The organism is Rhizobium sp. CF142, assembly GCF_000281145.1.
Taxonomy (GTDB): Bacteria; Pseudomonadota; Alphaproteobacteria; order Rhizobiales; family Rhizobiaceae; genus Rhizobium.
Genome location: NZ_AJWE01000098.1, coordinates 44,062 through 65,774, shown reverse-complemented (window position 1 = coordinate 65,774; position 21,713 = coordinate 44,062). Strand labels below are relative to the sequence as shown.

Below are 21,713 nucleotides of genomic sequence, written 5' to 3'. Positions count from 1 at the left end.
AAGATCGCGGCACGCTTTAGGCGGAGCGACGCATCGCTTCCGGCAGCACCGGTAGCAGCGTCACGTTCCGGCCCTCGACGATGATGACTTCGCCGTCTCTCAGTGGCTGAAAGGGCGTGCCGGCTTCTTCAAGGAAGTTGACGGTCTTTTCGGCAGCTTCGGCCTCTTCATGCGCCGAGCGGTAATGCGGGACGATGGAGAAATCGACGAGTCCGAGACCGCCCCACAGGATTGCTTCGTCGTAATCCGGTGCAAGCTGCTGCGGATCGTCCATGATGTCGATGCCCTTTAGCGAGGGTGTTGCAACGACCGCCCCGGCGCTGAAGCCGCCATAGACGATCGCATCCTCGCGTAGCAATTCTCCGATGATGCGATCGAAGCCGCTCTGCCGCATGGCCCGCCGCAGAAGAAAGGCATTGCCGCCGACGGCCCAGACGAGGTCGAAGCCGGCGAGCGCCTCTTTCAGCGCGTGCGGTTGCCCAAAATAGTCTCGCAGATCCAGTTCGTCTGCCTCGATCCCCCAATCCGCAAGTTCTTCCTTGGGATCGTAGATATTGGCCTCGTAGGCACGCCGGGCCTCGGCCGGAATAAAATCCAGCGCGTTCTGGATGACGGCGGCGCGCTGTCCGCCATTGAGAAGTTTCCTCAGCCGGAAGGCGCTGGCTCCGAGCCGATAGGATGACAGGTAGAGTCTCATCGTTGCCGCTCCCTGTTTTGGAGAAGCGGGTAACGAACCGGCATTGAGAGAAGATCTTGTGCCACGAGAAGTCCTTTGCATGGGCCGGACATCGGGGCAGAAACAAAAAACCCCGCGCGTGTCCGGCGGGGTTGGATCGGGTGAAGTGAACAGTTTCAGGTCACAAGCCGACGCCCCCACCGCAAAGGGTGGTCGTCATGCCCATCGTCATAGCCTGGAACGAGAAGTTGTTCATGACACTAATTTGCCCCGCCGCGTGCTTGATGTCAACGAACCTAAAAAGAGGGGTCGCGAGGCGTTTTCGTCCCAAAACCGGCTGGTCGATAAAATTATAGCAAAGCCTGAAATGCGCCTCTAACCACATCTCCAAACATACCGGCCGCACAGCCTTTCCGGGGCCGTTTGATAACAAAATCGGAAAGGAAAAAGCCGTTCTGATGCTCCCGAAAAATATAAAACAGGGAATGCAGACATGGCGGTTCTGGTGACGGGTGGGGCTGGATATATCGGCAGCCACATGGTTTGGACGCTGTTGGATGTCGGTGAAGAAGTCGTCGTGCTCGACAACCTCTCCACCGGCTTTCGCTGGGCCGTGGCGCCGGCCGCGCGCTTCTATCTCGGCGATGTCGCCGATCCGGATGTGCTGAAGAAGATCTTCATCGAAAACGACATCGAGGCGATCATCCATTTCGCCGGCTCTGCCGTCGTGCCGGTCTCGGTCTCTGACCCTCTTTCTTATTACGACAACAATTCCGGCAAGACGCGCGCCCTGCTGAGTGCTGCGATCAAGGCGGGCATCCGTAACTTCGTCTTCTCGTCGACAGCCGCTGTCTACGGTCAGCAGAAGGGCTCCGTCCCCGTGAAGGAGACGGCGCCGCTCAATCCGGAAAATCCATACGGCCAGTCGAAGTTGATGACTGAAATGATGCTTCGGGACGCTGCTGCCGCCTATGACTTCGGCTATGTGGCGCTACGCTATTTCAACGTTGCAGGCGCCGATCCGCAACTGCGCACCGGCCAGTCGACATCGGGCGCGACCCATCTCATCAAGGTCGCCTGTGAGGCCGCACTCGGAAAGCGCGACAGCATCGCCGTCTACGGCTTCGACTACCCGACCCATGACGGCACCGGTGTGCGCGACTACATCCATGTGAGCGATTTGACGGCGGCGCATTTGAAAGCGCTCCAGCATTTGCGTCTGGGTAGGGGGCCACTTGTCGCCAACTGCGGCTATGGCAACGGCTATTCCGTGCTCGATGTGTTGAATATGGTCACCCGCTTGAACGGTCACTCGTTCAAGATCAACATGGCGCCACGCCGGCCGGGCGATGCGGCAAGCGTCGTCGCCGACGCAACGCTTGCCCGTCGCGTGCTGGACTGGACACCGAAACACGACTCGCTTGAAACCATCGTCCGCAGCTCGCTCGATTGGGAACTCTTCCTGATGAGCAGGAGCGTCGACGATCTGCACAGCATTCATCGCGCGCTGGCTGCGGCTTCCTTCTGAAATGCAACCGAACATTTACCATCCCAGCGCAGATGCGGGTGACCTGACGTTACGTGAATAAGGAATAATCAAACTTTCTCTGGCTCGTTTCGGCCAAGGGAAAAGGGATCATGAAGAACTTCATAGCCTCATTGCGGCTGCAAAAAGATAATCCGAAGTTTCTGGTGGCGCAGTTCGAAGCTTTGTCATCGCAGATTCCGATTCTGTACGTTCTGCTCGTCATCAATGCGCTGGCTGTGGCCATAACCCACATCAAGTCGGCGCCTCTTTGGCTTTCGCTCTACATTCCGGTCGGCCTCAGCATCGTCTGCGTCTTCCGCCTCTGCTGGTGGGAGATATCAGCCAAGGAAAATGTCACGCCGGAGCGCGCGCTGCGGCTGATGAAGGTGACGCTAGCAGGCGCGGTTATCCTTACGATCGGCTTCGGCGGCTGGGCTATCGCGCTCTATCAATATGGCGACGCCTCGCAGCAGGGCCAGATCGCCTATTTCCTGATTGTAACCGGCATTTCCTGCGTTTTCTGCCTTATGCATCTGCCACTCGCCGCGGCAATCACCACGATCATCACTTTCACAGCCATGATCGTGACCTTCCTCTTTTCCGGCAACCCGGTTTTCGTCGCAACGGCGGTCAGCGGCTTGTTCCTGGTGCTGCCGTTCCTGCGCGTCATCAACAGCTACTTCCAGAATTTTGCGCACCTGGTGCGGCTTGCCGAAGAGCTCAAGCAGAAACAGGCCGAAGCCGAGGAGTTGAACCTCGTCAACAGCCGCAACGCGCTGCAGGACCAGCTGACCGGCCTTGCCAATCGCCGCAGCTTCTTCCTGTCACTCGAAAAGATGCTGCTGCAGGATCCGTCTTCACCGCCTGTCATCGGCATCGTCGATCTCGATGGTTTCAAGCCGGTCAATGACGTCTTCGGCCATGCGGCCGGCGACGTCGTATTGAAGGAGACGGCGCGCCGCTTCGTCTCGTTGTTGGGTGATCAGGGCATCGTCTCACGTCTTGGCGGCGATGAATTCGGCATCATCTTCCCCTCCGACATGCCGCTCAGGGCCGTCTCTGACCTCGGCGTGGCGCTCTGTGCGGCAGTACGTGAACCCTTCGACATTCCTGACGGGTCGGTGCGCGTTTCCGGCTCCTGCGGCATCGTCTATCCTGACGCGGGCGAGTACACGGCCGAAGATCTCTACGAGAAAGCGGATTTCGCGCTCTACCAGGTCAAGAGCAAGCGCATTGGCGGTGTGGAATTCTTCTCGCCGGAACACGAAAAAATCCTGACACAACGCTACCTGATCGAGCTGGAGCTGCAGGCCGACAATTTCGCCAAGGAGTTGAAGCTCGAATATCAGCCGATCCTGGAGCTGCGCAGCGGCCGCGTCGTCGGTTTTGAGGCCCTTGCGCGCTGGGATAGCGCCCGCTTCGGCCGCATCAGTCCGGACGCCTTCATTCCGGCTGCCGAACGCACGGCGGTGATCGGCCGCATAACACGCATTCTCTTCGGCCAGGCGCTCGACGCACTGAAGATCATGCCGGCGCATCTGCGCGTCTCCTTCAACCTGTCAGCCCGCGACATCTGCGATCATGAAACATCGATGGCATTGCTCGCCATGATCAGCCGCTCCGGCGTCGATCCGAAACGCATCGAGTTCGAGATCACCGAGACAGCACTCCTGTCCGATTTCGACACTGCCGATCAGGTGATTGGCATGCTGCGTGGTGCCGGCATCTCGATCGCGCTTGACGATTTCGGCACCGGCTATTCGAGCTTGAGCCACATCCACCGCCTGGCCTTCGACAAGCTGAAGATCGACAAGGCCTTTGTGATGAATTTCGACCGCGATGCGCGCTGCATGAATATCACCCGCTCCGTCGCCAGTCTCTGCCAGAACCTCGGCATCGCCTCCGTGGCCGAGGGTGTCGAAAGCGAGGATGTCGCCGAGTCGCTGAAAGGCATCGGCGTAAGATTGGCACAGGGCTATTATTTCTCGCGGCCACTGCCGCTGGAACTGGCGATCGATTACGCGGTGCGGCGCGATGTTGCCGTTTCGCAGTCCCTCTCGGCCTGATTGATCAGCTAGCCACTGGAACCCCGACCCGACCCGGTTTATTCATGGGGCAGGAGCGAGGTGGATCATGGATAGCAGCAATCAGAGCGAAGTCATTGTCGAGCGACGGGGCACGGCAGGCCTCATCCGGCTGAACCGCCCAAAGGCGCTGAACAGCCTGACGATCCCCATGGTGCGCGCGATTACCGCTGCGCTTGATGAGTTCGCCGCCGATCAAACCGTGGCGAGTATTGTCGTAATGGGCGAGGGCGAGCGCGGCTTCTGCGCCGGCGGCGATATCCGCGCCATTCACCTGAGTGGCCGCGCCGGCGATGGTCTCGCGGAAACCTTCTGGCGCGAGGAATTCCGCCTCAACCACAGGATCGCCTCCTATCCGAAGCCCTATGTGGCGCTGATGGACGGCATCACCATGGGCGGCGGCGTCGGGCTTTCCAGCCACGGCCGCCATCGCATCGTCACCGAGCGCACCCGCCTTGCCATGCCGGAAACCGGCATCGGCTATTTTCCCGATATCGGTGCCACATGGCTGCTGCCCCGCACGCCGGGCGAAAGCGGCACATGGATGGCCCTGACCGGGCTCGATATCAATGCCGCCGATACGATCCATACCGGGCTTGCCGATTTCTATATGCCTTCCTCGCGTCTCGAAGAGGCGGTCCAGCGCCTGACGAACCTGCCTGAGGGAAGTTCGTCGGACGATGTGGACGCAGTGCTGCGCGATCTCTCGGAGCAGCCGGGCGAGGGCAGATTACAGGCCAATGCCGCGATGATCGACCGTGCTTTTCACTTCAACCGTGTCGAGGACATCGTATCCGCACTGGGTGCGGCAGAAGGCGAATTCGCCGCCGAAACCCGGCGTGTGATGCTCACACGTTCGCCGACCAGTCTCAAGCTTGCCTTGCGGCTGCTGAGAGCCGGCCGCCAGAGCCGCACGCTTGGCGAATGTCTTGCCCGCGAGCTCGGCGCCTGCATGCACATCCTGCATGGTCCGGATTTCTACGAGGGCGTCCGCGCAGCCGTCATCGACAAGGACCGCAATCCGAAATGGTCGCCGCCGACGATCGCCCTGGTCAATGATGAGATGATCGGTCGCTTCTTCGAGCCGGCCAAGCCGCCGCTTTTGCTCTGACCCTGCTGGTCAGGAGAGGCTTCAACGCCACATGCCGCGCATACGAGCGCCGACATCGATACGCACTTGCCGCGCCTGCTGGGCGGCTGCCGTATCGGTCTTGACTTGCGGCCAGCCGCAGACCTCGAAGAATTGCAGCAGCGTGGCCGGAATGAAGCGGCTGCGCGACGCATAGACATGCCGATCGCCCTGCGAATTCTGCCCATAGGTGAAGAAACGCTGCGGCACGACGAGATCGAGGCTGTCCTTGGCGCGGGTCATCGCCACATAAAGCAATCGCCGCTCCTCCTCGATTTCCGCCGTCGTGCCGACTGCGAGATCCGAAGGGATACAGCCGTCGATGACGTTCAGCATGAAGACCTTGGTCCATTCCTGCCCCTTGGCCGAATGGATGGTCGAGAGGATGAGATAGTCTTCGTCGAGCAGCGGCACGCCTGCCTGATCCGAAGTCGCATCGGGCGGATCGAGCGTGAGCTCCGTCAGGAAGCGCTCACGCGAGGCATAACCACCGGCGATCTGTTCGAGCTGCACGAGATCGGCAAGCCGCGCGCTCGCATCCTCATGCAGCCGTTCCAGATGCGGCTCATACCATCGCCGCACCAGTTCGATCTCGGCCGGCCAGCCGGCCTTGCCAGTCTTCAATTCCTGCATGGTGGACACGAAAGAGGTCCAGTCCTCGCCCGAGCGCGGCGGCGCCGGCATGGCGGCAAGCGCCGTCACCGGGCTCGGATCCTCAGCCATATGGTCCAGCACCTTTTGTGCCGTGGAAGGCCCCACGCCTGGAAGGATCTGCATCAGCCGGAAGCCCGCCACCCGGTCACGTGGGTTCTGGGCAAAGCGCAGAGCCGCCAGCATGTCCTTCACATGCGCGCTGTCGAGGAATTTCAACCCGCCGAATTTCACGAAAGGAATGTTGCGGCGGGTCAGTTCCACCTCCAGCGGGCCGCTGTGATGTGAGGCGCGGAAGAGCACGGCCTGGCTTTTCAGCTTCACGCCCTCCTCGCGATTGTCGAGAACCTTGTCGGCCACGTAACGCGCCTGATCGTTCTCGTCGCGCACCGTCACCAGCCGTGGCCGTTCCGGCGATTCCCGCTCCGTCCAGAGGTTCTTGGTGAAACGCTCGGAAGCAAGGTCGATCACAGCATTGGCGGCGGCAAGGATCGGCTGCGTCGAGCGATAGTTGCGGTCGAGCGTGACGATATTGGCGGCCGGGCTGAAGGACGCCGGAAAATCGAGAATGTTGCGCACCGTTGCCGCGCGGAAGGAATAGATCGACTGCGCATCGTCGCCGACAACGGTCAGGCCCTCGCCGGTCGGTTTCAAAGCAAGCAGGATCGAAGACTGCAGCCTGTTGGTGTCTTGATACTCGTCGACAAGCACATGGTCGAAGCGGCTGCCGATATCCTCGGCAATGAGAGGCTCGGCCACTATCTGCGCCCAGTAGAGCAGCAGGTCGTCGTAATCGAGCACATTCTGGCTCTGCTTGGCCTCGACATAACAGGCAAAAAGCTCGCGAAGCTGCCTTTCCCAGGTGGCGCACCAGGGAAAGGCGTCGCGCAGCACCAGCGGCAGTTCTGTTTCGGAGTTCACCGCACGGGAATAGATCGCAAGGCAGGTACCCTTCGTCGGAAACCGGCTTTCGGTCTTGGAGAAGCCGAGCTCGTGGCGCACGAGGTTCATCAGGTCGGCGCTGTCTTCCCGGTCATGGATGGAAAAGGCCGGGTCGAGGCCGATCTGCTCGGCATAGTCGCGCAAGAGGCGCGCGCCGATGCCGTGGAAAGTGCCGCTCCAGGCGAGCGCATCGGCCATGATGCCGGAATTCTTGCCGAGAACCTCGCCGCAGATACGCTCGACGCGCCGGCCCATTTCGGCCGCCGCCCGGCGGGAAAAGGTCATCAGCAGGATACGGCGCGGATCGGCGCCCTTGAGGATGAGATGGGCGACGCGATGGGCAAGCGTATTCGTCTTGCCGGAACCGGCGCCGGCGATGACCAGCAGCGGCCCGGCCACATGGCTGCCGTCTGTGAGTGTGCCGTGCTCCACGGCCATGCGTTGCTGGGGATTGAGTCTTTCGAGATACATCCAGCCGTCCGGTTGGGCTTCGCGGGAGAATCAGCGCCTGCGAATAAAATCAGATGTTCCTTGGATGTTCTCGATTGGCGCCGCTGTCAAGCAGGCGCGGGCCGCCATGCACTATTACGGAAAGTCCGGCACAATCTGGCGCCGCACCAGCTTCAAGCTGCGGTCGGGCTGGAGAATATAGGTTTCGTAGACGCGCTGGCCCTGCTGATCGTAGAAGTCGTTATGGACGGTGCTGCCGATCGGCGATTTCGTCAGCTTCGTGCGCGGCTGCCCGCCATAGGTGATGCTGCCGGGAATGGGTTCCAGCGCAGGCGCGTCCGCGGCGGAACAGCCGGCCAGCAAGGGTGCAGCCAGAAGGGTCGTGGCAAGAAGGGCAGGCACCAGCGCTTTCATCGTCGTCTCCTTCGGCTTCAATCGAATATGGCGACGGCTGGCGCCTCCAGCAAGATCGGCAATATCGAAGCACTACAATCCCGGTGGCTATGTATCCGGCCGCCGCGCGCAACAAAACGTCGTCTTCTTGCGTTAAATCCCTATTAGCCAATGTCAGGAACGGTCATGGTGCCGCGGTTTCATAGCTCGCCACCCCACGAGGAGGCCCGGATGAAGGGCCACAACACGGCCGCTATACGTGCGTCCGTGGAAAGCGCCCTGCATGCCGCAGCCGATCTCGATGCGACCGAAATCATCGTCTCGACCATCGGCCCCTCCGTCATTCTCGAAGGTTTCGTGAGCCAATGGGGTGATAGTGAGCGGGCTTTGGCAATCGCCGAGGACATTGTCGGGAGCGGTTACGTGCATTGCCGCCTGCTGGTGAGATAAATCGCGATCCGCAACAGGAATTTCCAAGGAACCAACTCTCTGTCCCGTGTGTTGAAGAGCTGATTTCAATACTGGAGACAATAATGCAAACGCTTATACGCCTTTGGGCCACGGCCCTTCTTCTGGGGTGCGGCGCCTTTGCCGGCTCCGCCTACGCCTCACTCGAAACCGATATGAGTTATTCGGCCCTGCCGAAAGACGAAATAGCACTGAACGAATATACCAGCGCCGCCGTCTGCAAGCCCGCCGAACCGCATTACCTGCCGTCCTTCATCCGTGCCGCAGATGGCACAATCATCGGTGTAGGATATATTCAGGTGGAGGATGAGGATACTTCGGACTGCTGATCGAATATTCGAAGTTTCTTTCGGACGAGGCTCGTCAGCAGTCTCCCGCAGAGGGTGACGAGCCTCTAACCATCATCATGATGGCTGGCGTCGTTCTATTGATGAACGGATGAATGGCGCAATGTCTTTCGAGACAAAGCCCTGCGCGAGCTCAGTGCAGGGTTAAGTGAAAATTAAGCATTGCTTCGTTTCGGAACAGATCTGACTTTTATTGTCTCCGATGCCGCCGCCGAAAGCTTAATGCACTTTAAGCTTTGCTTCCTCGGCCGCCGCCATAAACTCCGCGCGGGCCTCTTCGACAGTCTTTCTTCCATCGAGTGCGGCGCGGCAGGCGCTGCGTGCCTTGAGATATTTCAGTCCGCGCACGGCAGGCCAGAGATCGGTCAGGCAGGTCAGCGCGTCAAACGGTCCGTTAACCGTGCGTGCTCCCGCCTCTTCGAAGCCTACCTTGATCGGACTATTCCATCGTTCAGTTGCCATCGACGCTCCTCCAGCATGTCTCGATAGAAACATTGAATGAAGCCTTCGGGTTCCTCCGCAAAGGCTTCAGAATGCTAATATTCTACCGAGATTTTTGCCGGCAGCAATGGTGCCGATTGGCACGGAGGATATCCCCTCGAGGTTTGGGATCGGAAGGCGGGACCGCTACGTTCGAAACCGACCGAAACAGGCAGGCGCAACCTCTCTCGAAAGTAGAGCGAGCACTTTTGGCGGCAGGCTTTCCACCGCGATCGCTGACGGCGCATCGTGACAGTGATCCAATCGATTCCAAACCAGCGCAGCGTGAATCTCAAATCCAGACTACCAACCGGCCAAAGTCCAAGATCGATCAGGCCTTCGAGGACTACACATTTGTCGAAGCGTTCGACGCGTCAACAAAGGGTTCGCGATAAACTTATGCGAATTCTTTCTACGGGACGCGCAAGAATTCCGCGTTCCATTTCGCTGACGCGCATTGGTCACGCGGTAGTCGAGGAGCGGTAACAGGGACTTAAGCTGGAGGTTTCGCAGCGGCGACTTCAGCTTGACGCTGAACAAATGAACCCAGAAAGGCGCCGAGAGTTAGTTTCGCCAAATCAAAAAACTGAGCATTGAAGATGCCCAGAATCGCGAGAATTAGCGTCAATACGATTGTTGCAAGCGGAAGCCCTGTGAGGCCCACTTTGGTGAATGTACCTGTGGCCCCGGAAAGGCTGCTAAGGCGAATGAATTGATCAATAGCGCTCGAATTCCCACCAGCGATGGCAGGCCCCAATAGTCCATAGTCCTGTGGCGCTATTACATGCGTCGCCGCTGCGCCGGATGTTTTGAGTAGTCTTATCCCAAGAAACGAACACATGAAGCCCGCTATTAGGCAAAGCAGTGGGGCCATGAAAACGCCCCCCACACTCGCCAAGACATTTAACATGCGGTCGTTTGTCGTAACTGATTCCGAACCACTTTGATTAATTGCTGCCATAACGAAGCTCGGCAGCTGTTGATTTGTTTGAATTGCCAGCCAAGCCGCAGACGCAAATAGCGCAAGTGAACAACACAGGAATACCAAACCACCAATCAGGAAGTATCTGCTATATAGAATTTCGGGAGATATTGCTTTATAAGGTTCTGTCTTTGTGCCGTCGCCTTCCGTTACATCGCTCATTGTCGCCCCCTGCGTGCGTAACCGACAAGAGAACTATAATTGCACGTGTAAATTGTTCAAGTGTATTTGATCGCGGCTGATCTTTCTTAGCGGCTCTCTGTCAGTTGCGCGTGTCAAGCTGCCAACCGACGCTGCGGTCTATGAGGTGCGAGGACAGGTATCGAGCTCGATCCACTCTTCTGCAGATGCAAAGCACCTGACTGGTATACCTATTACTTTCGCAATCAGAGGGCCGACTTTTGGGTCCGGATTTATTACATCCACGTATTCGGCGCTCTCAGCCCAGCCTCTGTAGATCTCATTCAGGTCGACATCACTCTCTGTCATCCCGATGCCCCACATTACGATGCTTCGAGGTTGTCGCTTTTTGACCGACGCGAGGATCATTCGGGCCATCGGCGTCTGTTCGTATGTCTTGTTCAAACGAGGCGGAATGAGCCCAATGTATGCCGATCTCCCATCGCCAGTCACAAACATGGGAAAGAGGTTTCCGGGATCGCCAAACGAGAAACCATTTTCGTCGAAAGCCATGTTTAGCGAGCCGTGAGGTTTGCACACAGGAATTTGCGCGGGATCCGTGGGATTGGGAAGATATGTGAAATCTGACCCATTTTGCATGAGCCCAGCTTCGATTAACGTATCGTAATTGAGGCTTAAAATAAGATCGTCGGCCGAGAACCTAGAAACCATACGTCTTGTAATAGGGAGATCTGTGAAGTCAGCGCCTTTTTGAAAGCCTTGGTTAATGAGCAGAGCGATTGGATCACCGATGCCGTGGCGCATGAAGTTTTTCCAATGCGCTTCTCCCTGTAATACATTAGGCAGGGTGTCCTTGATCCGCCACGCAAATTCAATGAACTGCTCAATATTGACCTCGTTCCGCTCTTAAAGCGAAATGAAGACCTCTCGAAGATCCTGATCTCCACTAATCCTAATGCCTTTTTCAGCCAGAAATAGGTGTAGGAAAGGCCACGGATGGAAATTCGCCCACGTTTTCCGAGCGAAATTTTTCATCGTTGGAGGCCAAAACTCCCTTGGCACACCAAGTTCGGATGCCTGGGCTACAGAGGCGCCGGCGCCTACGACAAGGTGACGCATATTGAAGTTCATCTCCGTTGGACAGTTATCGCTTCAGTGATCACGTGACTCGTCCACCAGCTTCCGGAGTCGCTGGTGCAATTCCTTCGAGCGCTTATGGTGGTTTAGAAACTGGTCTGTCATGTCGCGCCAGGGCTCGTCGCCGGCTTTGAACTGGTGCCTTAAACGCCCCGCTTCGATCGCCTCGATGTTGGCTTCGTGAAATGCAATGGCTTCATCGATTTGTTCACGAGCTGACTCCGGAAATGAATCGTCCATAAGTTTCCCCCCGTTCATTGCTCGCGATGCCTTAGCTCGCTTCGCGCGCTCGCTAATTTCTGCAATTCTCTGCTCACGGGCTCGACGAGCAGCCAGCTCGGTTTCGAGGCGTTCGTAGATAAGAATCGCTCTTTCACCTTCTTCCCCAAGTGTCACGATGATCTCTGACAGGCGGTTGAGCGCCCGCTCAATGCGTTTTGCTGTGATCGGTTTTTCGAACGAGTGCACGAAACTTGTTCGACTCTCATGGTCAGCTGCTGAAGAGCCGTCGCGAGAGATGTTTTTCATGCGGCCCTCCCGCTCGACATGCCCTTGGTGTCTTGAATCCTGACAACTCAGGGCAGGTTGTCTTTAAAGATGTCGATATATTTAGACCGCCAGCTATCATACTTGGGGTATCGCGAGAGGTATTCGAGCGAGCCGTCAGTGAGGGTGTGCGCAGACCATATTTCCTCCGCCACATTCCCAACCTCGGCAATGAGGTCCGATAGCTTCGCTTTATCCTCCTCTGGAAGGTCGGTCTCCCTTATGAGTTTATCGAGCAGACTCCTTGGCTGTCTCGCCTCTGGTGACTGCAACAGCTCGTGGAAGTTTACGTTCGGATTCTGATAGCTTTTTAATTTTGCCGAAAGGGCTATATATTCGGGATCTGCTGCATCGATCGGGCCCCTAAATTTTTCACTTATCTGTTGCTGCACCATGCGACGCCGATCATTTACTCTCTGAGCAACAATCTGTTCAGCGATTGAAAGCAAGTCGATTGTCATAAATCTGAGAAGCGGTTCACGCATCTCACGAACCTGCGATTCAGGGATTTCATGCATCGAGAGATTGTCTTCGATCTCGCGCATAAAATTCTGTTTAGCAGCCCAAGGTACATCTGACATTCGATTCATGTAGCCTAACTGGTATAGAAGAAGCTTGGATGAGGTAGATGCTGATGCTCGAAGCAGTTTCGTCAGCTCTTCAGCCTCGGTGATGCGCTCGCGCAGCTTTGCCTTCAGCCCGAAGAAGGCGAAATTGTCCATCAATGGAAGATAAATGAAAATAAGGAAGACCCCGGTAAGAACGCCGAGGACAGTCGCCGCTGCCGCCTTATCCTGGTAGGCCGTCACTATGCAGAAACCGGCTGCTGCAATACAACCCGCCCAGAGCACGGTTCGATCCCATTTCACAGATCTCTTCGACGCATTTTCCATGCCAACTCCAAGGCGCTCGGTTGAATCTGGATCGGACTATAATGGGCGGTGTTTGAACTCTCTAGTTTCCGGACACCGTCTCCACGGGAACATTTTCAGAACTACCTGCACGGATTTTGCACGGATCTTCTAGCGAATTCGCGTTCTGTTCCGCGATTTCATACCGAATTGCGCGGCGGGCACGGGTGGGTATTCCACCGTAATATGCTGATATCTTTTAAGAAAACTGGTGCTGCCGAGTGGGATTGAACCACCGACCTCACCCTTACCAAGGGTGTGCTCTACCACTGAGCTACGGCAGCAGGACCAGACGCGAGAAGCGGAAACGCTCAATTCGCGTGAACGGGGCGGCTATTGCCACAGCTTCGGCAGGAGTGCAAGCCGCAAATTCCAACTTCTCTGGGAATAACGTCCCGCCCACTTTTGGAATGGCTCGAATTCGGGTAGTTCTGGGGGATGAACGAAGAGACTGAGAAGGCCCGGCAGAGCCGGAAAGCGGCCATGGAAGCCCAAGCGGCATTGCGCCGCGAACGGGCGGCCGAAAAGCTGAGAGAAAATCTTTCAAGACGCAAACAGCAGGTGCGTGCTCGCCGGTCCGGACAGGCGGACGAGACGAATGGGCTGCCCGCTGCAAAAACGCCTGCCGCAAAAATGGACGAATCGTAATGTTCGGTCCGCGACGAATTGAAGCGTGCGGGGATTTGCTCTAAAGACCCCCACTTCTTGCCTTGCCCCCACAGGCAAAACCTTTCAAGAAAGGCGGGCCTCGCCCGTAGGTACACATGGATCGTATCAGAATTGTCGGCGGTAATGAGCTCAATGGCATCATTCCGATCTCCGGCGCCAAGAATGCCGCGCTGCCGCTGATGATCGCCTCGCTTTTGACGAGCGATACGCTGACGCTGGAAAACGTACCGCATCTTGCCGATGTCGAATTGCTGATGCGCATCCTTGGCAATCACGGCGTCGATGTCGCCGTCAACGGCCGCCGCGAGCGCCAGGAAGATTCCTACGCCCGCACGATCCATTTTACCTGCCGCACCATCGTCGATACCACCGCGCCCTATGAGCTGGTCTCGAAGATGCGCGCCTCCTTCTGGGTCATCGGTCCGCTTCTCGCCCGCGAAGGCCATTGCCGTGTTTCTCTGCCGGGCGGCTGCGCCATCGGCACGCGTCCGGTCGATCTCTTCATCGACGGCCTGACCGCGCTCGGCGCGACGATGGAAATCGATGGCGGCTATATCAATGCCAAGGCGCCGCAGGGCGGTCTCATCGGCACCCACTACACCTTCCCGAAAGTGTCCGTTGGCGCGACGCATGTGCTGATGATGGCGGCAACACTTGCCCGCGGCACGACCGTAATCGGCAATGCCGCACGCGAGCCCGAAGTCGTCGACCTCGCCAACTGCCTGAACGCCATGGGCGCGAAAATTTCCGGCGCAGGCACCTCGACCATCACGATCGAAGGCGTCACCTCGCTTTCGGGCGCGCGCCATCGCGTCCTGCCTGACCGTATCGAAACCGGCACCTATGCTATGGCCGTCGCTATGGCCGGCGGCGATGTCGTACTCGAAAATACCGATATCGCTCTGCTGGAAACGGCGCTGGAAACGCTGCGCCGCGCCGGCGCGGATATCTCGTCGACCAACAATGGCATGCGCATCAAGCGTAACGGCGCCGGCATCCAGCCGGTCGATATCGTCACCGATCCCTTCCCGGGCTTCCCGACCGACCTGCAGGCGCAGTTTATGGCGCTGATGACCCGCTCGTCCGGCATCTCGCATGTCACGGAAACCATCTTCGAAAATCGCTTCATGCATGTACAGGAGCTTGCCCGCCTCGGCGCGAAGATCTCGCTGTCGGGCCAGACGGCGAAGATTGAAGGTGTCCAGCGGCTGAAGGGCGCCCCGGTCATGGCGACTGATCTTCGCGCTTCCGTCTCTCTCGTCATCGCCGGCCTTGCCGCCGAAGGCGAGACCACGGTTTCCCGCGTCTATCACCTCGATCGTGGCTTTGAGCGGCTGGAAGAAAAGCTGACCCGCTGCGGCGCCATCGTCGAACGCGTCAGCGAGTAAGAAAAGGGCGCTTATGCGCCCTTTATCCTGGTTGCGTATTTGGCCGTCGCGCCTTATTTCCCTTGTCTGACAGATCCGCCGCTGCTGCGGCCGAAAGACATGGGATAGAGGCTGGATGACCGACCTGAAGCTTGTTGCGCTCGATAGCGAAGACTTGGCCGTCATTTCCGCACATATGCAGGACAGCGTCTTCAAGGTGGCCGATATCGATTGGTCGCCGCGCGACAAGCAGTTTTCGCTCGCTACCAACCGTTTCGTCTGGGAAGAGGCGGCCCGCAAACGCAAGGGTTTCGAACGACGCCGCGCTGCTCTCGTTTTCAAGCGCGTGCTTTCCGTCCGCTCGATTGGCATCGACCGTGCTCGGCGCGACGACGTGCTGTCGCTGCTGGCCTTGCGTTTCGAGCAGAAGGGCGAGGGGCCGGAAGGCACGCTGGAGCTTTCGCTGTCCGGCACGGCCTCGATCGTCCTTGAGGTCGAATGCATCGAAGTGCAGCTTGCCGATATCGGCGGCGCCTGGGAAACGACTTCCAAGCCGCGTCACCCCGGCACCTGAGCCCAACAGTTTCGATCAGAGAAGGAATACCGCCTTGGCAATCTGGCTCAATCAGGCATCCGATGGTTTTGAGCAGCGTTTCGCGGCTTTTCTGACCACCAAGCGGGAAGTCTCCGAAGACGTCAACGCCGTGGTACGCGCCATTATCGATGACGTTCGCACCCGCGGCGATGTCGCTCTCGCCGAATATTCGAAGAAGTTCGACAGCATCGACTACGCCACCGTACCGATGCGCGTCACCGAGGAAGAAATCGACAACGCCGTCGAGGTCACTCCATCCGAAGTCCTCGGCGCGCTGAAGGTTGCCGCACTCCGCATCGAATCTCACCACCGCCGACAGCTCCCGAAGGACGATATCTACGAGGACGCCATGGGTGTTGGCCTCGGCTCGCGCTGGACGGCAATCGAAGCCGTCGGCCTCTATGTGCCCGGCGGTACGGCGAGCTATCCGAGCTCGGTCTTGATGAATGCCGTACCGGCGAAGGTTGCAGGGGTCGATCGCATCGTTATCGCCGTGCCGGCGACAGGCGGTTCGGTCAATCCGGCGGTGCTGGCCGCGGCCAAACTTGCCGGCGTCAATGAAATCTACCGCGTCGGCGGCGCGCAGGCGATTGCCGCCCTTGCCTATGGCACGGAAACGATCGCCCCGGTTGCCAAGATTACTGGCCCCGGCAATGCTTATGTCGCCGCCGCCAAGCGCCAGGTCTTCGGCACTGTTGGTATCGACATGATCGCCGGCCCGTCAGAAGTGCTCGTCATCGCCGACAAGGACAACAATCCCGATTGGGTTGCCGCTGATCTGCTCGCCCAGGCCGAGCATGACGAGAGCTCCCAGGCCATCCTGATCACCGACGACGAAGAATTCGGTAAGGCGGTCGAAGCGGCCGTCGAACGGCAGCTGAAGACGCTGAACCGTGCAGAGACTGCTGCGGCGAGCTGGCGCGATTTTGGCGCAATCATCCTTGTCTCCGATCTCAAGGATGCCATTCCGCTCGCAAACCGTATCGCCGCCGAACATCTGGAACTCGCCGTCGCCAATCCCGATGCCTTCGTGGATAAGATCCGCAATGCCGGCGCGATCTTCATCGGCGCCCACACGCCCGAAGTGATCGGCGATTATGTCGGCGGCTCCAACCACGTGCTGCCGACGGCGCGTTCCGCCCGTTTCTCCTCCGGCCTTTCGGTTCTCGACTTCGTCAAGCGCACCTCGATCCTGCGGCTCGGTCCGCAGCAGCTCCGTGATCTTGGCCCGGCAGCGATTGCGCTTGCCGTTTCCGAAGGCCTCGATGCCCATGCGCGATCGGTCGCGATCCGCCTGAACCTCGAAAGGTGAGGGAATGGTGAAGGACGACTTCCGGCTCTGCGACGTTGTCCTTGACGATACGATCGGCCGTTCGACTCCTGATGTCGAGCATGAGCGGGCGGTGGCGATCTTCGACCTGATCGAGGAGAATTCCTTTACACCCGTCGGTCATGCCGGCGGACCCTACCGGCTGAACATTTCGCTGGTCGATTCCAAGCTGGTCTTTTCCATCACCACGGAAAAGGGCGAGAATGTTGCAACCCATATCCTGTCGCTGACGCCATTCCGCCGGATCGTGAAAGACTATTTCATGATCTGCGAGAGCTACTACGAGGCGATCCGCTCGGCCTCACCGAGCCGCATCGAGGCGATCGATATGGGCAGACGCGGCATCCATAACGAGGGATCGCAGACCCTGAAAGATCGTCTCTCGGGCAAGATCGATGTCGATTTTGATACCGCCCGGCGTCTCTTCACGCTGGTCTGCGTACTCTATTGGCGCGGATGACGGCGATGGAGCCGCACGTCGAAACGGAGGACGGAAAGCGGCCGGGCGCCATCCTCTTCATGTGCGGGCTGAATGTCATCCGCTCGCCGATGGCAGAAGCGATCGCCCGTAGCATTCTGCCCGGAAATACCTATATAAGGTCTGCTGGCGTTCGCGCCGGCGAACGCGATCCTTTTGTCGATGTGGTGCTGGAAGAAATCGGCCTGTCGCTCGGCCGCCGCCAGCCGCAGACGCTGGAGGAGCTTGAGGACGATTATTTCGACCTCATCATCACGCTCTCACCGCAGGCCCATCACGCAGCACTCGAGCTGACCCGCTCCAGCGCCGTTGACGTGGTCTACTGGCCGACTATGGATCCGACGGTCGTGACCGGAACGCGCGAGCAGATATTGGACAGCTATCGAGAGGTTCGCGATCACCTCGCCGGCCTCATTGAAAGCCGGCTACTCAAGAGAAATGGCATCGCCGCGCAATCGGCGTGAAACAAAAGATAGAAAGCCCGATCTACGAGGTTCACAAATCCCCGTTGATTGTGTAGTTTCCGCGCAAATTTTGAGGCGCCCAGCGCCGCTTTACCCAACACACAGGAAGAAAACCCTTATATGCCGAAAGAAGAAGTCCTCGAATTTCCGGGTATCGTGACCGAACTTCTGCCGAATGCGACATTCCGCGTGAAGCTCGAAAACGAGCATGAGATCATTGCCCACACCGCCGGCCGCATGCGCAAGAACCGTATCCGCGTTCTCGCCGGCGACAAGGTTCTGGTCGAAATGACACCCTATGACCTGACGAAGGGCCGCATCACCTACCGCTTCAAGTAAGCTTGGTCTGCGAAGCTCCCCGGAGTTTCCGCTCCCGCCTGCCGATGGTCGAGGTTCCATGGCGCTAAAATACAAGCTCATTCTGGCCTCGGGCTCGCCCCGCCGCGTCGATCTGCTCAATCAGGCTGGCATCGAGCCTTCGCGCCTGATGCCGATGGATATCGACGAGGCACCGAAGAAGTCGGAGCATCCGCGCTCGCTCGCTCGCCGCCTCTCCGGCGAAAAGGCGGAAGCGGCACTTGCCGCCATCAAGGGCGACATCACCTGGAAGGGCAGCTATATCCTGTCCGCCGATACGGTGGTCGCCGTCGGTCGCCGCATTCTCGGCAAGGCGGAGTTTGCCGATGAGGCGTCAAACTCGCTGCACCTGCTCTCCGGCCGCAATCACGTGGTCTATACGGGCATCTGCCTGATCACGCCCGACCGCAAGGTGCGCCAGAAGATCGTCGAGACGAAAGTGCGCTTCAAGCGCCTGTCGAGCTTCGAGATCGAAAACTACATTGCCTCGGGCCAGTGGCGCGGCAAGGCCGGCGCTTACGGCATCCAAGGGTTGGCTGGCACATTCGTGCAGAAAATGGTGGGTTCCTACACCAATGTCGTGGGACTGCCGCTTTATGAAACCATTCTGCTTCTGACTGGCGAGGGCTTCGATGTCCACAGCCGTTGGCCCGAGGGCTGATCTCCCGATGGAGCATGTCGCGCAAAAGTGTGCAGCGGTTTTGCGATAACGACATGCGTGCAATAAAAAACTAGCGCCGTGCGTCCATTCGGACGCACAAAGGACGCTCTGCCTTGTTGAGTCTACGCGTCAGGCTTTCCGAAAATCGGAACGATTTTCGGGCCGATGCTGTAGGAGGAAACCATGTCTGATGAAATGAAGACCGACGGCAAGGTCGAGCCGCTGCGCAAGACGCGCCCCTGCCCGGAATGCGGTAAACCGTCGAACCGAGAACACTATCCCTTCTGCTCCAACCGCTGCCGCGAAGTGGACCTGTCGCGCTGGCTGACGGGCTCCTACGCCATCCCCGTGGCCGACGACGAGACGAAGGCGGATTACCCCGACGAGGAAAACTAGGGCAACTCCAGCAAAAACGTGCAGCGGTTTTTGCGTCCGCAATTGCATGACGACAAAGGAACAGAGCAGGTTTTCCACCGCGAAGCCTTTATTTTTCCTCGCAAATCGCCAAAATCCGCAGGACCGTCAAAAAACTATCATTTGATGCTTGCCATGGGCGAACAAGATGCTATAACCCCGCTCGCTTCCGGGGCGAACCAAGGCCCTGACATTCTCAAGCAGGATGTTTCCTAAGAAGCATGGCTAGCCCAGGTAGCTCAGTTGGTAGAGCAGCGGATTGAAAATCCGCGTGTCACTGGTTCGATTCCGGTCCTGGGCACCATTCCATTTTTAGACATGTTCATGTCTCCTAACATCTTAAAAGGTGTTGAGATTTTTGCGGTTCGATAACCCTCGTTCCGCGCATAGGCGAGACGGTTGGCAAAGACCAGTTTCAGCACCGCGCGGCGGTCTTCCAAACGGGGCGAATGCCAAAGTTTACAAGGGTCTGAGAGGAAGTCGAACGCGGTTCGATAAGTCTCGCTGAAACTTTTGAGCGGCTTGCCGCAACTGGCGATCTTTTCCTGCATCAGCGTCTTTTGCGTTTCGAGTTCCTTGATCTTGCGCTCGTACGCCTTGACCACGGAATCGCTCGACGCATCGACAATGCGTTCGAGAAGAGAGTCGACCTTCTTCTCTATGGCGCGAATCTCGCCTTCGAGCGAACGCCCCTGCATCTTCGCGTTGGCGGTTCTGCCGTCCCATAGATCGCGGACCATCTCGAAGGCCAGATGGAACAGACCTTCGGACGGCTTGAGCGTGGCGAGCAGCGCCTCGAACGCGCCTTCGATTTTTTCCTTGCGGATGGATTTCCGGTGGTCGCGGCATCCCTTGGTGTCGCAAAGATAATAAGGATACAACGCGCTACGCCCTTTCGACCAGCAGGCCGTCAAGGGTTCGCCGCACGACGCGCAGCAGACGAATCCGCGCAGCGGGAAGGATTCACTTAAGTTCTTGCGCGCCGGGACCTTGGCGTTGCCTTTGCGGCGTTCCTGCACGGCAAGCCATGTCTCGAAGCTCACCAGGCCTTCATGCCTGCCCTTAATGGGCTCCACGCCCCAATCCTCACTGGAGACGTAACCAGCATAAACAGGACGCGAAAACAGCTCGAAAATGCGCTCGGGATGAACCTCGCCCTTGTGATCCTTCGGCCACGCGGGCTGCGCTTCCAGATAGCGTTTCACCTCGAAAATCGCCTCGAAGCGTCCGCTGGCGAACCCTTCCAGAACATCGGCGATGATCGTGGCGTAAGGCTCGTCGCGCACCAGCATCTTGCCGTGACCGGCCTGCCGCTCTACCCGAAACCCGATGGGGCATCTGAACGGCCAGTAGCCGTTCTGAAGCCTTGCCCGCATCCGGTTGCGCGTCTGTTCGGCGTTCTTTTGCCGCTGGTGCTGCGAGACGGACGCGAGCAGGTTTTCCACCAGAATGGAGTCGGAATCCTCGCCGAACTCGATGGTCGGGCTTTCCAGCTTGCCGCCCGCTTCGCGGAGCAAATCGCGCAAATCCCAATGGCCGCGAATGTCTCTACTGAACCGGCTGATATCATCGATAATCGCGATATAGCCTTCCTTGCGGTGGCTTTTGAGGAACTTGACCATCGCCATCATGGCGGGGCGGTTGGCATGGCCGCCGCTCACATCGTCGCGGAAGACTTCCACGACCTCATAGCCTTTCATGGCGGCGTAGTCGCGGCAACGCCGCTCCTGACTTGCAAGGCCATCGCCTTCAATGCGTTGCTTTGCAGAACTGACTCTACAATACAAAACGGCTTTTTGGGTCTGGAATGGGTTCATGATCGATCCTTTCTCCCGCCGCCGCGCTTCGCGGCATGGTGCGCAAAGACACTGGGCAGGTCTTGATGGTTTTGGAATGTGGGGCCGTGCTCCGATGCTATCACAGCGGAATCGCTCGTTTCATCTCCCACATCCGACTTCTCCACATCGCGCGCCGCAAGCTGGGCGGCGTCCTCACCAAACGCCCGGTCCACGAAGCTTTGCATGATCTGCCAGACCGTTCGCATCAGTTCGGTTTTCTGGTCTTCCGACAGATCGAAATGTGCGACATGGCGGCGGTATTTTTCCAGATCGGGCGCGGCGGGCACGGAGGACACAGGCCGGACCGCTGGCGGATCATTCCTCAATATCTTCAATTCACCGTCCATTGCCGTCCCGCCTTTCCGCGTCTTCTTGTTTTTCATTGGCCCGCTCCTTTCGAGAGCAGGCGAACGGAACAATACAGGAACAACCCACGCGTGCGCAAGAATAAATTCCTATTTTGCGTATTGCGTGGCATGGGCAATCGCGGACGTTGGCGCGTTAAGCGGAGGTAAGAATCTATCGGCATGGCGTATCTCCTCGCGGCGGATTTCCGGCTTTAAAGCCGTCAAAATCTTTCGTTCGAAGCGAGGAAGCGTGTATTTATGTAATACCCTGCCGGTCAACGACGCGCCAGATAGCGACCGCGCAGTCTGTACAAGCAAAATCGTCGGA

23 protein-coding genes, 2 tRNA genes and 1 pseudogene are annotated in these 21,713 nt (G+C 58.2%); 15 read left to right on the top strand and 11 right to left on the bottom strand.

Annotated elements, in window-relative coordinates; all coding sequences use genetic code 11:
• Window positions 1-16 precede the first annotated feature (16 nt).
• Window positions 17-697: a Type 1 glutamine amidotransferase-like domain-containing protein gene (locus PMI11_RS21445; protein ID WP_007821166.1), complete on the bottom strand. Its 681-nt coding sequence runs from the start codon at window positions 695-697 to the stop codon at window positions 17-19.
• A 472-nt stretch (window positions 698-1,169) separates the two neighbouring features.
• Between PMI11_RS21445 and galE the strand changes: the two genes are divergently transcribed.
• The 3 genes from galE (at window position 1,170) to PMI11_RS21425 (ending at window position 5,399) form a co-directional block, all read left to right on the top strand.
• Window positions 1,170-2,204, top strand: coding sequence for a UDP-glucose 4-epimerase GalE (gene galE / locus PMI11_RS21435; RefSeq protein ID WP_007821164.1), 1,035 nt, complete (start codon window positions 1,170-1,172; stop codon window positions 2,202-2,204).
• Between the two features lie 110 nt (window positions 2,205-2,314).
• Entirely contained in the window at window positions 2,315-4,270 is a 1,956-nt protein-coding gene (locus tag PMI11_RS21430) for a putative bifunctional diguanylate cyclase/phosphodiesterase (RefSeq protein WP_007821159.1), read from the top strand.
• A 67-nt stretch (window positions 4,271-4,337) separates the two neighbouring features.
• Window positions 4,338-5,399: an enoyl-CoA hydratase/isomerase family protein gene (locus PMI11_RS21425; protein WP_007821158.1), complete on the top strand. Its 1,062-nt coding sequence runs from the start codon at window positions 4,338-4,340 to the stop codon at window positions 5,397-5,399.
• A 21-nt stretch (window positions 5,400-5,420) separates the two neighbouring features.
• Here the strand turns inward: PMI11_RS21425 and PMI11_RS21420 are convergent, their stop codons facing one another.
• Both PMI11_RS21420 and PMI11_RS21415 read right to left on the bottom strand, forming a co-directional pair.
• Window positions 5,421-7,481, bottom strand: a complete 2,061-nt coding sequence (locus PMI11_RS21420; protein WP_007821157.1) for an ATP-dependent helicase — start codon at window positions 7,479-7,481, stop codon at window positions 5,421-5,423.
• Window positions 7,482-7,595: 114 nt separating this feature from the next.
• Window positions 7,596-7,874 carry a hypothetical protein gene (locus PMI11_RS21415; protein WP_007821156.1) on the bottom strand — a complete coding sequence of 93 codons (279 nt, stop codon included), beginning with the start codon at window positions 7,872-7,874 and terminating at the stop codon, window positions 7,596-7,598.
• A 165-nt stretch (window positions 7,875-8,039) separates the two neighbouring features.
• Here PMI11_RS21415 and PMI11_RS21410 point away from each other — a divergent pair, with 165 nt between their 5' ends.
• Window positions 8,040-8,303 (top strand): BON domain-containing protein, encoded by a 264-nt coding sequence (locus PMI11_RS21410; RefSeq protein ID WP_007821150.1) that lies wholly within the window; start codon window positions 8,040-8,042, stop codon window positions 8,301-8,303.
• 83 nt (window positions 8,304-8,386) lie between these two features.
• Window positions 8,387-8,650 carry a hypothetical protein gene (locus PMI11_RS21405; protein WP_007821148.1) on the top strand — a complete coding sequence of 88 codons (264 nt, stop codon included), beginning with the start codon at window positions 8,387-8,389 and terminating at the stop codon, window positions 8,648-8,650.
• Between the two features lie 237 nt (window positions 8,651-8,887).
• Here PMI11_RS21405 and PMI11_RS21400 read toward each other — a convergent pair whose 3' ends face one another.
• The 6 genes from PMI11_RS21400 to PMI11_RS21375 form a co-directional block, all read right to left on the bottom strand.
• A complete protein-coding gene (locus PMI11_RS21400) occupies window positions 8,888-9,130 on the bottom strand; it encodes a DUF982 domain-containing protein (protein ID WP_007821147.1) in 243 nt (80 codons plus the stop codon).
• Window positions 9,131-9,641: 511 nt separating this feature from the next.
• Window positions 9,642-10,292 (bottom strand): hypothetical protein, encoded by a 651-nt coding sequence (locus tag PMI11_RS21395; RefSeq protein WP_007821146.1) that lies wholly within the window; start codon window positions 10,290-10,292, stop codon window positions 9,642-9,644.
• Between the two features lie 138 nt (window positions 10,293-10,430).
• Complete coding sequence (locus PMI11_RS21390) at window positions 10,431-11,075, bottom strand: hypothetical protein (protein WP_007821145.1); 645 nt, start codon at window positions 11,073-11,075, stop codon at window positions 10,431-10,433.
• 348 nt (window positions 11,076-11,423) lie between these two features.
• Window positions 11,424-11,936, bottom strand: a complete 513-nt coding sequence (locus PMI11_RS21385; RefSeq protein ID WP_007821144.1) for a hypothetical protein — start codon at window positions 11,934-11,936, stop codon at window positions 11,424-11,426.
• A 47-nt stretch (window positions 11,937-11,983) separates the two neighbouring features.
• Window positions 11,984-12,847 carry a hypothetical protein gene (locus PMI11_RS21380; protein ID WP_007821143.1) on the bottom strand — a complete coding sequence of 288 codons (864 nt, stop codon included), beginning with the start codon at window positions 12,845-12,847 and terminating at the stop codon, window positions 11,984-11,986.
• A gap of 227 nt (window positions 12,848-13,074) precedes the next feature.
• A tRNA-Thr gene (locus PMI11_RS21375) sits at window positions 13,075-13,149 on the bottom strand.
• 154 nt (window positions 13,150-13,303) lie between these two features.
• Here PMI11_RS21375 and PMI11_RS21370 point away from each other — a divergent pair.
• From PMI11_RS21370 to PMI11_RS21325, 10 genes are all read left to right on the top strand, one after another.
• Window positions 13,304-13,513, top strand: a complete 210-nt coding sequence (locus tag PMI11_RS21370) for a hypothetical protein (RefSeq protein ID WP_037071850.1) — start codon at window positions 13,304-13,306, stop codon at window positions 13,511-13,513.
• A 116-nt stretch (window positions 13,514-13,629) separates the two neighbouring features.
• A complete protein-coding gene (gene murA / locus PMI11_RS21365) occupies window positions 13,630-14,922 on the top strand; it encodes a UDP-N-acetylglucosamine 1-carboxyvinyltransferase (RefSeq protein ID WP_007821142.1) in 1,293 nt (430 codons plus the stop codon).
• Window positions 14,923-15,037: 115 nt separating this feature from the next.
• On the top strand, window positions 15,038-15,475 hold the full coding sequence (locus PMI11_RS21360; protein ID WP_007821137.1) for a DUF2948 family protein: 438 nt from the start codon (window positions 15,038-15,040) through the stop codon (window positions 15,473-15,475).
• 34 nt (window positions 15,476-15,509) lie between these two features.
• Entirely contained in the window at window positions 15,510-16,808 is a 1,299-nt protein-coding gene (gene hisD / locus PMI11_RS21355) for a histidinol dehydrogenase (protein WP_007821135.1), read from the top strand.
• 4 nt (window positions 16,809-16,812) lie between these two features.
• Window positions 16,813-17,286, top strand: a complete 474-nt coding sequence (locus tag PMI11_RS21350; RefSeq protein WP_007821133.1) for a UPF0262 family protein — start codon at window positions 16,813-16,815, stop codon at window positions 17,284-17,286.
• On the top strand, window positions 17,283-17,768 hold the full coding sequence (locus PMI11_RS21345; RefSeq protein WP_193385624.1) for an arsenate-mycothiol transferase ArsC: 486 nt from the start codon (window positions 17,283-17,285) through the stop codon (window positions 17,766-17,768). The genes PMI11_RS21350 and PMI11_RS21345 overlap by 4 nt, the downstream gene beginning before the upstream one ends.
• Window positions 17,769-17,888: 120 nt before the next feature.
• Window positions 17,889-18,107, top strand: a complete 219-nt coding sequence (gene infA / locus PMI11_RS21340; RefSeq protein ID WP_003545338.1) for a translation initiation factor IF-1 — start codon at window positions 17,889-17,891, stop codon at window positions 18,105-18,107.
• 58 nt (window positions 18,108-18,165) lie between these two features.
• On the top strand, window positions 18,166-18,786 hold the full coding sequence (locus tag PMI11_RS21335; RefSeq protein WP_007821131.1) for a Maf-like protein: 621 nt from the start codon (window positions 18,166-18,168) through the stop codon (window positions 18,784-18,786).
• Window positions 18,787-18,969: 183 nt separating this feature from the next.
• A complete protein-coding gene (gene yacG, locus PMI11_RS21330) occupies window positions 18,970-19,182 on the top strand; it encodes a DNA gyrase inhibitor YacG (RefSeq protein ID WP_007821130.1) in 213 nt (70 codons plus the stop codon).
• Window positions 19,183-19,428: 246 nt separating this feature from the next.
• Window positions 19,429-19,504 (top strand) — tRNA-Phe (locus PMI11_RS21325).
• Window positions 19,505-20,000: 496 nt separating this feature from the next.
• Here the strand turns inward: PMI11_RS21325 and PMI11_RS38155 are convergent.
• A pseudogene (locus PMI11_RS38155) lies at window positions 20,001-21,017 on the bottom strand (recombinase family protein); the annotation flags it as partial.
• Complete coding sequence (locus PMI11_RS37405; RefSeq protein WP_007821129.1) at window positions 21,014-21,421, bottom strand: hypothetical protein; 408 nt, start codon at window positions 21,419-21,421, stop codon at window positions 21,014-21,016. The gene PMI11_RS37405 and the pseudogene PMI11_RS38155, both read right to left, overlap by 4 nt.
• Between the last annotated feature and the right edge of the window lie 292 nt (window positions 21,422-21,713).

Bases quoted from the DNA above. Each gene is read 5' to 3' on its own strand.
- PMI11_RS21445 (WP_007821166.1), bottom strand. From the start codon at position 697: ATGAGACTCTACCTGTCATCCTATCGGCTCGGAGCCAGCGCCTTCCGG.
- galE (WP_007821164.1), top strand. From the start codon at position 1,170: ATGGCGGTTCTGGTGACGGGTGGGGCTGGATATATCGGCAGCCACATG.
- PMI11_RS21430 (WP_007821159.1), top strand. From the start codon at position 2,315: ATGAAGAACTTCATAGCCTCATTGCGGCTGCAAAAAGATAATCCGAAG.
- PMI11_RS21425 (WP_007821158.1), top strand. From the start codon at position 4,338: ATGGATAGCAGCAATCAGAGCGAAGTCATTGTCGAGCGACGGGGCACG.
- PMI11_RS21420 (WP_007821157.1), bottom strand. From the start codon at position 7,481: ATGTATCTCGAAAGACTCAATCCCCAGCAACGCATGGCCGTGGAGCAC.
- PMI11_RS21415 (WP_007821156.1), bottom strand. From the start codon at position 7,874: ATGAAAGCGCTGGTGCCTGCCCTTCTTGCCACGACCCTTCTGGCTGCA.
- PMI11_RS21410 (WP_007821150.1), top strand. From the start codon at position 8,040: ATGGTGCCGCGGTTTCATAGCTCGCCACCCCACGAGGAGGCCCGGATG.
- PMI11_RS21405 (WP_007821148.1), top strand. From the start codon at position 8,387: ATGCAAACGCTTATACGCCTTTGGGCCACGGCCCTTCTTCTGGGGTGC.
- PMI11_RS21400 (WP_007821147.1), bottom strand. From the start codon at position 9,130: ATGGCAACTGAACGATGGAATAGTCCGATCAAGGTAGGCTTCGAAGAG.
- PMI11_RS21395 (WP_007821146.1), bottom strand. From the start codon at position 10,292: ATGAGCGATGTAACGGAAGGCGACGGCACAAAGACAGAACCTTATAAA.
- PMI11_RS21390 (WP_007821145.1), bottom strand. From the start codon at position 11,075: ATGCGCCACGGCATCGGTGATCCAATCGCTCTGCTCATTAACCAAGGC.
- PMI11_RS21385 (WP_007821144.1), bottom strand. From the start codon at position 11,936: ATGAAAAACATCTCTCGCGACGGCTCTTCAGCAGCTGACCATGAGAGT.
- PMI11_RS21380 (WP_007821143.1), bottom strand. From the start codon at position 12,847: ATGGAAAATGCGTCGAAGAGATCTGTGAAATGGGATCGAACCGTGCTC.
- PMI11_RS21370 (WP_037071850.1), top strand. From the start codon at position 13,304: ATGAACGAAGAGACTGAGAAGGCCCGGCAGAGCCGGAAAGCGGCCATG.
- murA (WP_007821142.1), top strand. From the start codon at position 13,630: ATGGATCGTATCAGAATTGTCGGCGGTAATGAGCTCAATGGCATCATT.
- PMI11_RS21360 (WP_007821137.1), top strand. From the start codon at position 15,038: ATGACCGACCTGAAGCTTGTTGCGCTCGATAGCGAAGACTTGGCCGTC.
- PMI11_RS21350 (WP_007821133.1), top strand. From the start codon at position 16,813: ATGGTGAAGGACGACTTCCGGCTCTGCGACGTTGTCCTTGACGATACG.
- PMI11_RS21345 (WP_193385624.1), top strand. From the start codon at position 17,283: ATGACGGCGATGGAGCCGCACGTCGAAACGGAGGACGGAAAGCGGCCG.
- infA (WP_003545338.1), top strand. From the start codon at position 17,889: ATGCCGAAAGAAGAAGTCCTCGAATTTCCGGGTATCGTGACCGAACTT.
- PMI11_RS21335 (WP_007821131.1), top strand. From the start codon at position 18,166: ATGGCGCTAAAATACAAGCTCATTCTGGCCTCGGGCTCGCCCCGCCGC.
- yacG (WP_007821130.1), top strand. From the start codon at position 18,970: ATGTCTGATGAAATGAAGACCGACGGCAAGGTCGAGCCGCTGCGCAAG.
- PMI11_RS37405 (WP_007821129.1), bottom strand. From the start codon at position 21,421: ATGAAAAACAAGAAGACGCGGAAAGGCGGGACGGCAATGGACGGTGAA.